Origin of the sequence: Pseudoduganella sp. UC29_71 (assembly GCF_042693265.1) — a bacterium.
Taxonomy (GTDB): domain Bacteria; phylum Pseudomonadota; class Gammaproteobacteria; order Burkholderiales; family Burkholderiaceae_D; genus Rugamonas.
Window position 1 is genome coordinate 2,636,559 of sequence record NZ_CP170549.1, and the last position, 12,917, is coordinate 2,649,475.

The 12,917-nt window shown below is 66.6% G+C and carries 12 protein-coding genes; 8 read left to right on the top strand and 4 right to left on the bottom strand.

What is annotated here, in order from left to right; genetic code table 11:
• Positions 1-62: 62 nt before the first annotated feature.
• Genes ACFJI2_RS11530 through ACFJI2_RS11540 form a run of 3 tightly spaced genes read left to right on the top strand, consistent with a single transcriptional unit; the run spans position 63 to position 2,912 of the window.
• Complete coding sequence (locus ACFJI2_RS11530) at positions 63-1,547, top strand: NAD-dependent succinate-semialdehyde dehydrogenase (protein ID WP_377705124.1); 1,485 nt, start codon at positions 63-65, stop codon at positions 1,545-1,547.
• A gap of 2 nt (positions 1,548-1,549) precedes the next feature.
• Complete coding sequence (locus tag ACFJI2_RS11535; RefSeq protein WP_377705125.1) at positions 1,550-2,509, top strand: M14 family metallopeptidase; 960 nt, start codon at positions 1,550-1,552, stop codon at positions 2,507-2,509.
• A 22-nt stretch (positions 2,510-2,531) separates the two neighbouring features.
• Positions 2,532-2,912, top strand: coding sequence for a cupin domain-containing protein (locus tag ACFJI2_RS11540; RefSeq protein ID WP_377705126.1), 381 nt, complete (start codon positions 2,532-2,534; stop codon positions 2,910-2,912).
• Here the strand turns inward: ACFJI2_RS11540 and ACFJI2_RS11545 are convergent.
• Positions 2,907-3,665 (bottom strand): hypothetical protein, encoded by a 759-nt coding sequence (locus tag ACFJI2_RS11545; RefSeq protein ID WP_377705127.1) that lies wholly within the window; start codon positions 3,663-3,665, stop codon positions 2,907-2,909. The two genes, ACFJI2_RS11540 and ACFJI2_RS11545, sit on opposite strands and share 6 nt — an antisense overlap.
• Positions 3,647-4,867: a DUF1624 domain-containing protein gene (locus ACFJI2_RS11550; protein ID WP_377705128.1), complete on the bottom strand. Its 1,221-nt coding sequence runs from the start codon at positions 4,865-4,867 to the stop codon at positions 3,647-3,649. The genes ACFJI2_RS11545 and ACFJI2_RS11550 overlap by 19 nt, the downstream gene beginning before the upstream one ends.
• A gap of 301 nt (positions 4,868-5,168) precedes the next feature.
• On the opposite strand from ACFJI2_RS11550, the gene ACFJI2_RS11555 reads away from it, so the two are divergent.
• The 4 genes from ACFJI2_RS11555 (at position 5,169) to ACFJI2_RS11570 (ending at position 10,169) form a co-directional block, all read left to right on the top strand.
• Positions 5,169-6,695: an ABC transporter substrate-binding protein gene (locus ACFJI2_RS11555; RefSeq protein WP_377705129.1), complete on the top strand. Its 1,527-nt coding sequence runs from the start codon at positions 5,169-5,171 to the stop codon at positions 6,693-6,695.
• Between the two features lie 80 nt (positions 6,696-6,775).
• Entirely contained in the window at positions 6,776-7,444 is a 669-nt protein-coding gene (locus ACFJI2_RS11560) for a HupE/UreJ family protein (RefSeq protein ID WP_377705824.1), read from the top strand.
• A 15-nt stretch (positions 7,445-7,459) separates the two neighbouring features.
• On the top strand, positions 7,460-8,065 hold the full coding sequence (locus ACFJI2_RS11565) for a transmembrane anchor protein (protein ID WP_377705130.1): 606 nt from the start codon (positions 7,460-7,462) through the stop codon (positions 8,063-8,065).
• A 10-nt stretch (positions 8,066-8,075) separates the two neighbouring features.
• Positions 8,076-10,169, top strand: coding sequence for a PepSY domain-containing protein (locus ACFJI2_RS11570; protein WP_377705131.1), 2,094 nt, complete (start codon positions 8,076-8,078; stop codon positions 10,167-10,169).
• Positions 10,170-10,224: 55 nt separating this feature from the next.
• On the opposite strand, the gene ACFJI2_RS11575 is transcribed toward ACFJI2_RS11570, so the two are convergent.
• A complete protein-coding gene (locus tag ACFJI2_RS11575; RefSeq protein ID WP_377705132.1) occupies positions 10,225-10,896 on the bottom strand; it encodes a haloacid dehalogenase type II in 672 nt (223 codons plus the stop codon).
• Positions 10,897-11,240: 344 nt separating this feature from the next.
• Here ACFJI2_RS11575 and ACFJI2_RS11580 point away from each other — a divergent pair, with 344 nt between their 5' ends.
• Complete coding sequence (locus ACFJI2_RS11580; protein ID WP_377705133.1) at positions 11,241-12,503, top strand: hypothetical protein; 1,263 nt, start codon at positions 11,241-11,243, stop codon at positions 12,501-12,503.
• A gap of 16 nt (positions 12,504-12,519) precedes the next feature.
• Here the strand turns inward: ACFJI2_RS11580 and ACFJI2_RS11585 are convergent, their stop codons facing one another.
• Positions 12,520-12,915 carry a hypothetical protein gene (locus tag ACFJI2_RS11585; protein WP_377705134.1) on the bottom strand — a complete coding sequence of 132 codons (396 nt, stop codon included), beginning with the start codon at positions 12,913-12,915 and terminating at the stop codon, positions 12,520-12,522.
• Between the last annotated feature and the right edge of the window lie 2 nt (positions 12,916-12,917).

The following is a 12,917-nucleotide window of genomic DNA, read 5'->3' on the forward strand; positions in this document are numbered from 1 at the left end:
CTGAGCTGTTCCAAGGCCGGCTTGCGCCGCGCCGCCTCCATTCAACCCAGACTGGAACCACCATGACCAAGCTATTGACGCTTACCCGCGCTGACCTGCTGTGCAGCGCCAACTATATCGGCGGCGCCTGGCTGCCCGCCGCTTCCGGCGCGCGCTACGCCGTGGAAGACCCGGCCAGCGGCGCCGCCTTCGCCGACGTCCCCGACAGCGCTGCGGACGACGCGCGCCTCGCCGCCGACCACGCCTACGCCGCCTTCGACGGCTGGCGTGCCCGCAGCGCGCGCGACCGCGCCGGGCTGCTCAAGCGCTGGCACGCGCTCATCGTCGCCAACACCGACGACCTGGCGCGGCTGATCTCGCGCGAACAGGGCAAGCCCCTGGCCGAAGCGCGCGCTGAAGTGGCCTACGGCGCCTCCTACGTCGAATGGTTCGCCGAGGAAGCCGTGCGCGCGTACGGCGACATGATTCCGGAGCCTGCGCGCGGCAAGAAGCTGATGGTGGTGAAAGAGCCCGCCGGCGTGGTGGCCGCCATCACGCCGTGGAACTTCCCGCTGGCCATGATCGCCCGCAAGATTGCGCCCGCGCTGGCGGCCGGCTGCACCGTGGTCGCCAAGCCGGCCGAGGACACGCCGCTCACCGCCCTGGCGCTGGTGCAGCTGGCCCACGAGGCGGGCATTCCGCCGGGCGTGCTGAACATGGTGACCGCCTCGCGCGCCAGCACGCCCGGCGTGGCGGATGCCTGGCTGCAGGACCCGCGCGTGCGCAAGATCACCTTCACCGGCTCCACCGCCGTCGGCAAAAGCCTGGCGCGCGATTCGGCCGGCACGTTGAAGAAGCTGTCGCTGGAACTGGGCGGCAACGCGCCCTTTATCGTGTTCGACGACGCCGACCTGGACGCCGCCGTGAACGGCCTGATGGCGGCCAAATTCCGCAACGGCGGCCAGACCTGCGTCAGCCCCAATCGCGTCTACGTGCATGACAGCGTCTACCCCGCCTTCGCCGCCAGGCTGGCGCAGCGCGTGGCAGCGCTGGCGGTGGGGCCGGCCAGCGATCCGGCCTCGCAGATCGGCCCCCTGATCAACAGCCGTGCGCTGGACAAGGTGGCCGGCCACGTGGCCGACGCGGTGGAGCGCGGCGCCGGCGTGCTGTGCGGCGGCGCGCCGCTGCGGCGGCCCGGCGACGACCGCGCACGCTACTACGCGCCCACCGTGCTGACCGACGCCGACCACGGCATGCGCCTGGCGCAGGAAGAAACCTTCGGCCCGGTGGTGGCGCTGTTCCGCTTCCACAGCGAGGACGAAGTGGTGGCGCTGGCCAACGACACCCCGTTCGGCCTGGCCGCCTACTTCTACGCGCGCGACATCGCCCGCGTGTGGCGCGTGGCGGACCGCCTTGAAACCGGCATCGTCGGCATCAACGAAGGCGCGCTGGCGGCCGAGGCGGCGCCGTTCGGCGGCATCAAGGACTCGGGCTACGGCCGCGAGGGCTCGCGCTACGGGCTGGACGACTATATGCACACCAAATACCTTTGCATGGGAGGACTGTAAGCATGGACATGGTTCCATATCCGATAGAAGTGGCATTTCCCAGCCTGGCGCCCTACGCCGAGGGCAACACCGGCATCCCCTACGTGTACAGCTTCGACAGCGGCGTGCCGGGCTGCCACACGATGATCAACGCGCTCACGCACGGCAACGAAGTGTGCGGCGCCATCGCCGTGAAGGCCATGCTGGACGGGAAAGTGCGCCCGCGCCGCGGCCGCATCACTTTCGCTTTCGCCAACGTGGAAGCCTACCAGCGCTTCGACCCGGCCAGGCCGGACGCGTCGCGCTTCGTGGACCAGGACTTCAACCGCGTGTGGCAGCCGTCCACGCTGGACAACCTGGCGCTGGACTCAAGCGAATTGCGCCGCGCGCGCGCCATGCGCCCGCTGATCGACGAGGTGGACTACCTGCTGGACCTGCACTCCATGCACGAGCGCAGCGCCCCGCTGAACGTGTGCGGCCCGCTGGACAAGGGCATCGCGCTGGCCCAGCGGCTCGGCGTGCCGGCCCATATCGTCAGCGACGAGGGCCATCCCGAAGGCCGCCGCCTGCGCGATTATGGCGACTTCGGCGTGCCCGAAAGCGCCCGCAACGCGCTGCTGATCGAGTGCGGCCAGCACTGGGAAGCGTCGGCCGTGACGGTGGCCATGAACTGCTGCGCGCGTTTCCTGGTCCTGTGCGGCAATGTGGACCTGGCCGACATCCCGAAAAGCTGGCTCAAGCCGCTGCCCGACCAGCGCTACGTGGTGCGCGTGACGGACCCCGTGGTGGCCGACAGCACGGACTTCCGCTTTGCCGGCCCCTATACCGGCCTGGAGACCTTCCCCGACAAGGGCAGCCTGATAGGCTGGAACGGTGCCGCGCCCGTGCTCACGCCCTACGACAACTGCGTACTCGTGATGCCGTCGCTGCGCCAGGTGCGCGCCGGCGTCACGGTAGTCCGCTTCGGCCAGCTGCTGGCCTGACCTTCATTTGAAAGACATTCCCATGACCGAGCAAAACAAGCAAGCCGCCATCCACTTCAGCCACGTCCTGCCGGCCGTGACGGTGGCGCATCCTGACGAGGATAAGCGCATCAAGGGCAACCCGGAGCGCACCGCGCGCGAATACTTCGCCAACGAGCTGCACGGCGTGCGCGCCGGTACCTGGTCGGCGGACGAAGGCTCCTACCGCATCGCGCTGGACGAAAACAAGCATGAGTTCTTCCACATCATCAGCGGCAGGGTGACCATCTCGGCGCCGGACGGCAGCCAGCCGGTGCGCTACGCGGCGGGGGACACCGGCGTGATCACGCCGGGTTTCAAGGGGATTTTCGAGATCGAGGAGGCGGCCAGCAAGTTCTGGGTAGTGACCGAGCGGGTGCTATAGCAGCAGCTGTAGCCCCAGGTAGAGCACCAGCCGGCGCCGCCCTTCGCGGTTACCGGCTATGTCGCGTCCAGCGCGGCCCTGCAGGATGGTCTGTTCGGACAGGCGCCACTTGGCGCCGGCGCTGGCGGTGGTCTGGCCGCCGTCGCGCGGCACGCGGCTGTGCTCCAGCTCCACCCGGCATTCCAGCGCCGGCAGGCACTGGTGCACCAGTTTCAGGCCGGCCTGCCATTCATGCGCGCCGCGCTCGATGAAATTGCGACCCAGCTCGGCATACCAGGCCGTGTCGCCGAAGCGCTGCCCGGCGATCAGCGGCAGCAGCAGGCTGCGACCCGGCGAACCGAGTCCGCGCCGCGCCGTGCCGGACGATGGATTCCAGCTGAACTGCGGGAAGACGGCCAGGTCCACGCCCAGCGCGTCCTGGTCGGCCATGCGCCATTTCGCGCCCGCCGAGGCGCTGCCCCAGCCCGAGTGGTGCGGCTCGCCGTGCTCCTGCACCGTCACATAGGGCAGCGCCGCCATCAGCTGCAGCCGTTCGCCGAGGCCGTAATTGAAGTCGCTGTCCGGCAGCGAGCGCTCCCAGCCGCCCGCCTTGTGGATCTTGCTGGCGCCGATATTGATTTCCCAGCGGCCCGCGCCCGGCGTGTCGGTATCCTCGGTGGCCCCGGCGGACAGCGGCAGCATTTGCGCGGCAAGCGCAGACGCTGCCGCCAGGCCCGCCAGCGCCCCGCGCTGCGTTAGAAGTAGCGCACCCATGCCTGTTTCGACGTCCGCTTGAAGTTGGCAAAAGCGCGGCAAGGCAGGTACAGCACCGGCATCAGCGCCAGCGATACCACCCACACCGGCCACAGGACGTCGATGCCGAAACGCTCGCCGTGGTTGGCCCCGAAGATGGCCACCAGCAGGTGCTGCAGGCCAAGCAACACATACAGGTGCAGCATGTAGTAAAACATCGGCGCGCCGCCGAACGTGGCGCAGGCGCGGGTGAACCAGTTCTCCACCGGCTCCAGCCACGCCATCACCAGCAAGCCCGTGCCGATGGTCATCAGCAGGAAGTCCAGCGACGGCGGGTATTTGGTGAAGTTAAAGAAGGACATCACGGTCTGCACGGCGGTTTCGCCATGTACCCACGGCATCTCTTCGCCGTAGATATTGAAGCCCCGCAGCAGCGCCAGGGCCAGCAAGGCGCCGCCGCCCAGCATCAGCATCAGCTGCCTGCGGCGTTCCGGCGCCATGGCGCGGCCGAACAGCGGGCCGGCGGCATAGCCCAGCAGGATCACGCCTATCCACGGCAGCAGCGGATACGTCACTTTCAGCTTCACCGCGCCTTCGGCCACCAGGAAGCCCCGGTGCAGCAGGATGGTCCACAGCGTGTAGCCGACGGTGCCCGGCTCGAACGTCATCCAGGTGAGCGCATTGTGGCCCACCACGATCAGCGCACCTACGGCGCCCAGCAGCTTGAGCGGCAGACGGTGCACCAGCGCCAGGAAGATCATGGCCAGGCCGATCACCCAGATCACCTGCAGATACAGCACCGCCGGCGGGAACTTGCCGGCCCAGGCGAAGTTCACCACCACCAGCTCCAGCGCCACCAGCAGCAGGCCGCGCTTGACCAGGAAGCCGGTCGCGTTGCGCGGCCCGGCGGCCGGATGCGCGTACAGCCAGGCCGACAGTCCGGTCAGGAACACAAACATGGGCGCGCAGAAATGCGCCGCCATGCGGGTGAAAAACAGCTCGGGCGCGGTGCTGGCAACGGTCATTGGGTCGCTCACCTGCATGTGCAGGTACAGCGTCTCGCGCACATGGTCGAACAGCATGATCAGCATGACCAGGCCGCGCATCACATCAATAATGGCGATGCGCGAACGCACCGCCTGGGCCGCCTGGTCCAGTGGCGTGGCAGGCGCTGTCTTGTTCAAGGCCCACAGGGCCGGATTATGTATGCTGGTATGGTCCATCGTGCGCTTTCTACCGAAGTTGACTGATTGATGAGGACTACCGCTTCATTGTACGGACGGGCTACGGTTTTTTCTGCTTAGTTGGCCCGCGCCGGCGGCGTTTTCCAAGGCTATGCCACGCGCGTCGCAGCATATTATTCGGCTGGCAATCTATGCTGCCGAAGTGCCGAAAAACCGCCGTTTGTGCGCTGCGGGAAGCCACAATCGCCACATCCGGCGGCGCTGAATATGATGTAATGATTCTACTGAATTCAACGACTGCCAGCGAAAGCACATATATCTGATGAAACAGGATTTTTGCATGGAACCGCGGCGCGACGCGCTGCGCAAACTGGCGGCCGGCGGCCTGCTGCTGTCGGCCGGGGGATTGCTGCAGGCGGCGCCGCAGCCGCGGCGCGGCGGCACGCTCACGATCGCCACGCAATCCAGCTCCACTGCCGACACGCTGGACCCGGCCAAGGGCGCGCTGTCCACCGATTATGTGCGTGCCCATATGTTCTACAACGGCCTGACCTCGCTGGATGCCAAGCTGGCGCCGCAGATGATGCTGGCCGAAGAAATGCTGACCGACGATGCGCTGGTGTGGACCGTGCGCCTGCGCAAAGGCATCCAGTTCCATGACGGGAAAGCGCTGACCGCCGCCGACGTGGTGTACTCGCTGAACCGCCACAACGATCCGGCAGTGGCGTCCAAAGTCCGCGCGGTGACGCAGCAATTCGAATCGGTGCGCGCGCTGGACCCGTTGACGGTAGAGATCACGCTGAAGGGCGCCAATGCGGACTTGCCGGTGATACTGGCCACATCGCATTTCGTGATCCTGCAGGAGGGAACCACCTCCTTCAACACCGCCATCGGCACCGGCCCCTTCAAATGCAAGGAATTCACGCCCGGTGTGCGCACGCACGGCGCGCGCAATGAACGCTACTGGAAACCCGGCCTGCCCTATCTGGACGAAGTGGCGCTGTTCGGCATACCGGACGAGTCGGCCCGCATCAACGCCCTGCTGTCGGGCGACGTGCACTGGGTAAACGAGGTGAATCCGCGCAGCACCAGGCGCATCAAGGGCGAGCCGGGCTACCAGGTGCTGGAAAGCCAGTCCGGCCTGTACACGGACCTGATCATCCGACAGACCGTGGGCCTGGGCCGCAACCCGGATTTCACGCTGGGCATGAAATACCTGATAGACCGCGAGCAGATGAAGCGCGCGGCCTTCCGGGGCTACGCCGTCATCGCCAACGACCAGCCCATTCCGCCATCCAACCGCTTCCACTTCGCGGGCCTGCCGCAGCGGCCGTACGACCCGGAGCGCGCCAAGTTCCACCTGCGCCGCGCCGGCGCGCTGGGCATGACGCTGCCCGTGGTGGCGTCGGTGGCGGCCACCGGATCGGTGGACATGGCCATGCTGCTGCAGCAGTCGGCGCAGAAGGCCGGCGTGAACCTGGCGTTGAAGCGGGTGTCGGCGGACGGCTACTGGTCCAACCACTGGATGAAATCGCCCATCGGCTTCGGCAACATCAACGCCCGTCCCAGCGCCGACATGCTGTTCACGCAGTTCTTCAAGTCGGACGCGCCGTGGAACGAGTCCGGCTGGAAGAACGAGCAGTTCGACCAGTTGCTGCTGCTGGCGCGCGCGGAGACGGACGACGCCAAGCGCAAGCAGTTCTACGCCGACATGCAGGTGCTGGTGCACGAGCATTGCGGCGTCGGCATTCCGCTGTTTATCAACAACCTGGAAGCGCTCAGCACCAAGGTACGCGGCGCGGCGCCGCATCCGCTGGGCGCCTTCATGGGCTACACCTGCTGCGAGCATGTGTGGCTGGACGCCTGAGCGCAAAGGACCACGCGATGACACTCCCTTCCCTGCAGGCGCTGCGGCGCCATTCCGCGACGGCATGGACGCCATGCGCCATGTGCGCCGTGTTCGCGCTGCTGGCCATGGCCGCCGGCGACAGCCTGGCGCACGGCGTGGCGGAAGACGACAAGGCCTACTTTGAGCAGACCACCGGCGTGCAGCTGCTGCCCTTCATCTACCTGGGCGCCAAGCACATGGTGACCGGCTACGACCATCTGCTGTTCCTGGTCGGCGTGATCTTCTTCCTGTACCGCCTGAAGGACGTGGGCGCCTACGTCACCCTGTTCGCGCTGGGGCACAGCGTGACGCTGCTGTCGGGCGTACTGAGCGGCACCCACATCAATCCCTACCTGGTGGACACCATCATCGGCTTCTCGGTGGTGTACAAGGCGCTCGACAATATGGGCGCGCTGGAGCGCGTGCTCGGCTTCCAGCCGAACACCAAGGCGGCGGTGCTGGTATTCGGCCTGTTCCACGGCTTCGGACTGGCCACCAAGCTGCAGGAACTCACGCTCTCGCAGGACGGGCTGGTGCCCAACATCCTGGCCTTCAATGTCGGCGTGGAGATAGGCCAGATGCTGGCGCTCAGCTCCATCCTCATCGCCATGGGCTACTGGCGCCGCAGCGCGGCCTTCCAGCGCCAGGCCTTCGGCGCCAACGGGATGCTGATGGTGGCGGGCTTTGTACTGATGGGCTATCAATTAACCGGTTACGCAACTGCCTGACAAGGACGAAACAACATGGTCACCACCTACACCACCGAGAACCTGCCCACCTTGCAACAGTTGGGCAAAGCCACCGGCGCGGCGCTGGCCGCCGCCGCGCTGATCCTCACCGTGGCCGTGCTGCCGGCCGAATACGGCATCGATCCGCTGGGCGCGGGCCGCATGCTGGGCATCGCCAAGCTGAATGGCGGTGCGAAGAAGGCGCCGGACGTGGTGACGCCTGTGATTCCGGGGGCCGCCGCCGGCAGCGCCGCAGCCCACGCCGGCGCCCCCGTCGCCCGCACAGCCGCCGTGCTGCGTTCGGACGAAATGAGCGTCACGCTGCAGCCGGGCGAAGGCGCGGAGGTCAAAGCGCTGATGCGCAAGGGCGAGCATTTCGTGTTCAGCTGGGCTACCGACGGCGCGCCGGTGAAGGCCGACATGCACGGCGAGCCGGAGCACGCCAAGGCCAACGAGTTCACCACCTACTGGAAGGAGCCGGCGCAAACCGGCGCCCAGGGCACGTTCACTGCGGGCTTCGACGGCATCCACGGCTGGTTCTGGCGCAACAAGGGGGCGCAGCCGGTCACCATCAAAGTCAAGGTAAGCGGCTTCCACGAGAAGCTGTACCGTCCCTCCTGAGCTGCCGGGCATGAACGGCTTGCGCGCGCTGCACCGCTGGACAGGGCTCGCCGCAGGCTGGCTGTTCGCCATCGTGGCGCTGACCGGCGCGCTGATGGCGTTCCGCGTCCAGCTGGAGCCGCTCGTATCATCCGCCCTGGCCACCGTTCCCGCCTGCACCGCCCCGCTGCCGCTCGATGCGCTGGTGGCCGCAGCCCGCACGGCCAGCCCGGACAGCGGGCCGCTGACGGCGCTGCGCCTCTACGGCAATTCACGCACCAGTGCGCGCGTGCGGTTCGGAGACGAACGATGGATCTACGTCGATCCCTGCAGCGCACGGGTGCTCGGCAGCGAAGCGGTCTACGGCGGGCCGTTTGGCACCGTGGCGCGGCTGCACATCTTCGGCTATCTGCCGTTCGGCGAACTGCTGGCCGGCAGCCTGGCGCTGCTGATGGCACTCGCCATGGCTGCGGCGGGCTTGCGCCTGTGGTGGCCGGCCAGCCTGCGCATGCTGCGCAGCAGCTGGCGCATCAAACGCGGCTTGCAGGGCCGCGCGCGCAGCCTCAATCTGCACAAGACCGTGGCCATCTATGCCGCCCCCGTGCTGCTGGCCTGCGCGCTGACCGGGCTGCCGCAGGCCTTCTCCTGGGCGCGCAGCGCAATCGACGCGCTGGCCGACTTCCCGGCCCGGCCCGCCGTGCGCCCGCCAGGCGCGCCCCAGCCCGCCGCCTTGCCCGCTCCCGAGCGCGCGCATGCGGGCGTGCCGCGAAATACAGCCGGCGTGCGCTTGGAAGCGATGTGGCGGCAGGCGCAGGCGCTGTCGCCCGCGCCGCAGAAGCTGCAGTTGCGCGCGCCGCCCGCGCCCGGTGCACCGTGGCTGCTGGAAGCCGTCGCGCGGGACGCGCCGCACGCCAACGCGCTCAGCTACTTTTACTTTGATCCGGCATCGGGCGCGCTGCTGCGCCATACGCCATACGCCGCTCACAGCCGTGGCCACCGCGCCTACCTGTGGATGCTGGCGCTGCACTACGGCTGGATAGGCGGCCTGGCGGGACAGGCCATCCTGCTGCTGGGCGCCCTCGCCGTCCCGCTGCTGGCCTGGACCGGCACGGCCAGTTACCTGCGCGGCCGCCGCACCGCTTCGGCCGCCGCGCGCGCGCCCGCGCTGATGCGCGTCGTGGTCCTGCGCAAGAGGTCCGAGGCGGAGGGCATCTGTTCATTTGAACTGGCCAGCCCGGATGGCGCGGCGCTGCCGTCCTATACCGCCGGCGCGCACGTGGAAGTCGTCACACCCGGCGGCCACGTGCGCCACTACTCCCTGTGCGGCGACCTGCGCGACCGCCACCGATACCGGATCGCCGTGCTGCGTTGCCGGGATACGCGCGGCGGCTCCGCCTCCATGCACGCCGAACTGCACGAGGGAGCCACGCTCGAGATCAGCGCGCCCCGCAACCACTTTCCGCTGGCGGCCCGCGCGCAGCACAGCGTACTGCTGGCCGGCGGCATCGGCATCACCCCCATCCTGAGCATGGCACGCCAGCTGGCGGCCGACGGCGCCAGCTTCGAGCTGCACTACAGCTGCCGCACCGAGCGCCACGCCGCATTCCGTGACGAGCTAGGCGCCGCGCCATTCGCCGCACGCACCCATTTCCACTACAGCGCCGGCGGCAGGCTGGACCTGGACACGCTGCTGCGGCTGCCCGCGCCCGGCGTACACATCTACGCCTGCGGCCCTGGCGCATTCATGGACGCCGTAGCCCGCGCCGCGCAGCGCCATGGCTGGCCGGAAGGGCAACTGCACGCCGAACGTTTCAGCGCCAGCGCCGATCCGCTCGCCGGCGCGCGCCTTGCCAGCGGTCCCGCCTTCGATGTCCGCATCGCCAGCACCGGCCAGGTCGTCCGTGTTCCGGAAGGTGTCACCGCCCTGGCCGCGATGGCCGGCAGCGGCGTGCACGTCCAATCATCGTGCGGCCAAGGCGTCTGCGGCACCTGCGTCACCGGCGTCCTGCAAGGCCGGCCCGACCACCGCGACCAATGCCTGTCAGCCGCCGAGCGCGCCCGCAACGACCGCTTCACGCCTTGCTGCTCGCGCGCCATCGGTCCGCTGCTGGTGCTCGATTTGTAGAGCGGAAAAAAAAATGCGCCGGGTGGGCGCATTAAAGGTACAACCAGATATCTGCTTACAGTCCAACCAGCCCCGCCAGACCGCCGATGTTCGTAATCTCCGCATAGTTGTAGAACGGCGTGCCCGGCTCGTGGCCGCGGTTCACGAAGGCCTTGTCCTTGATGCCGATGTCGTGCGCCGTCATCAGGTCGTAGCGCATGCTGGACGACACGTGCAGGAAGTCTTCCGGCTTGGCGCCCAGCTGGTCGATCATGTACTCGAAGGCACGCATGCGCGGCTTGTAGGCCTTGGCCTGCTGCGCGGTGTAGACGCGGTGGAACGGCACGCCCAGCTTCTCCACGTTGTGCGCCAGCTGCGCATCCATGGCGTTGGACAGGATCACCAGCGGAATCTTGTCGGCGATGCGGGCCAGGCCTTCGGTGACGTCCGGGTGCGGCCCCCAGGTCGGCACGGCGGCATAGATCTCGGCCACGTCTGACTCGCGGAACGGCACCTTCCAGCGGTTCGCGGTGCGCAGCACCGAGTTGTACACCACGTCGTAATACGGCTTCCAGTCGCCCAGCACTTCATCCAGGCGGAAGGACGAAAAGTCCTTGCAGAACTGGTCCATATTGTCCGGACTGATGCGGTCGGCGAACAGCTTGCGCGCCATCGGCGCCATCTGGAAAAAGATCAAGGTGCCGTAGCAGTCGAAACTGATGTACTTCGGCCGGAAAACGATGCTCATGGTTGCCCTTTCGATGAGATTGATGGCAGATCAAAACAGTTCCATCATAACCAGTACGCTGCCGCTACTGCTGCCGACTGCAGCATGGCTCGCCGCGCAATTTGTGCTTTTTTCTGTCTGAATCAGCATCTTCTACGGCACCCCCGCCCGGCGGCGCCGAAAAAGCCTTCGTTGTTACAAATAACGTATTTCTTTTCAATTTAATAATGTATTTTGTAGGAATATTCCTACCGATCTCATTCATAAGGAGAAAGTCCATGTGCCGGTTTCCTGTCCCGCCTATGCTGCTGTGCACGATAGCCCTGCTCTCAGCCTGTAGTACGCCGCCCAGGAATACTCCTGGCTTGGAAACGATACAGATCACTTCCAGCCGTGGCGAGGGGATCGCCAAGCCCGTCAATATCACTCCGCTCAGTACGTATGAAGATGAGTGGGCGGCCCCGTCAGCGGCCGGTGGCGACTTCGCCGGCGCCTACACGCGGCTGATGATCTTCAGCGACCTGGCGGCCAGCGGGGGGACGAAGCGGAGAACCTGGCCTACAAAAAAACGGGGCTATCTGACCCGCGCCATCGTTGGAAAGGACTTCTCTCTCAATCTGACTGTGCATGTCACGGTTGGAGCATATGAATCCACCGTCCCGCTGGCAACCATAGGCCATCAGAGTAACTCCGATGGCGAGTTGTGGAATCGGGTCATTCACCACTCAAAATCCGATTTTCCGCTATTTCTGGTCAAGAACGACGGCAGTGCATCCATCCCATCGGTGAAAATTGGGGTCGCCGGCACGAAGAGCTATACCTCACGCGGCGCGGCCACCGCTGTCCAGGTGGCCTTGGGCATCGCCAAGGCAACTGGCGCCCAAGCCAATGTGGTGACCAGGCTGTCCGAACAAACCACCAAGGACAAAGCACGGGCCGTCGATGACGCTATCTCCAAACTCTTCGCCAGCGGTATCGCGGAGGAACATTGGACCGACCGCGACCTGCGTTCCTGGAGCGTCGGCCGCGACCGGCCGCGCGGCGCCAAAATCAGCTTCCAGGTGCCGTCCGATGAAGACGACTGGAACTCGACGCCGCGCCCTGTAGGCAACTGGACGGTGACTTTCGATTTCCCGCGTCCCTCCATCTTCGCGGACTGGCGCATCTGCGGCGACTCCGACTTGCCTCGCTGCGTTGCGAATCGCCAGCAGGCCGAACGCAAAGTCCACGAGAGCGTCGATCCCGGCGAGGTCCTGAATTACGTTCTGCTCAACGGCAGCAACAGCCTTGGAACGGTACGGGCCTTTTTGTCGCAGCAGGATTGGTATGTGGCCGCGCAGCCTGCCTTCCTGGATAAGACCAAGGCCAATGAAACCGCCAGCGGCTTCTGCCGGCGTATTCGCAATGAAATCACCGGCCTGGGCCTGAACGGCTTTGATTCGGACATCGTGGTCTGGGCTGTCATCAACGGCATGCCGCTACCGAAGAGTATCGATTTCCAACAGGTGGCAGACTGTAAGGCCCCGCTGAATACGATAGCGGAGCACAAGCGCAACGCTGCCGAGAGTCTTGCGCGGGCGCCCGCAGGCGGGCAAAAGGTGGCGCGGACTGAGGACAGCCCGCGCTAGCCGGGCACAGGGCGGCCTACTTGATGTCGAAGGACGTGCTGACCTTGGTCTTCTTGTCCGCCAGCGTGACCGAAGCCAGCACCTTGCTTCCCTTGACCGCGCCCGGCGCCTTCGCTTCCAGCTTGTTGCCGCCGGCCGGCTTGAGCGCGAACTCGGCTTTCGCCGCCCCCTTCATCACGGTCAGCTTGCCGCTCAGGTCCGCGCTGGGCATGTCGTCGCCGTCGTCCTGCAGGTACAGCTCCACGGTGTCGCCCTTGACGACCAGCTCCAGCCAGGTCTCGCCTACCGCCTGCACCACGCCGCCGTGGTTGGCCGTGGGCGAGCCGTGCGCGAAAGCGGTATTTGCCGGCAGCGTTGCCGCGCCCACGGCCAGGACGGCCGCGCCGGCCAGGATGCTCAGTATCTTTTTCATCT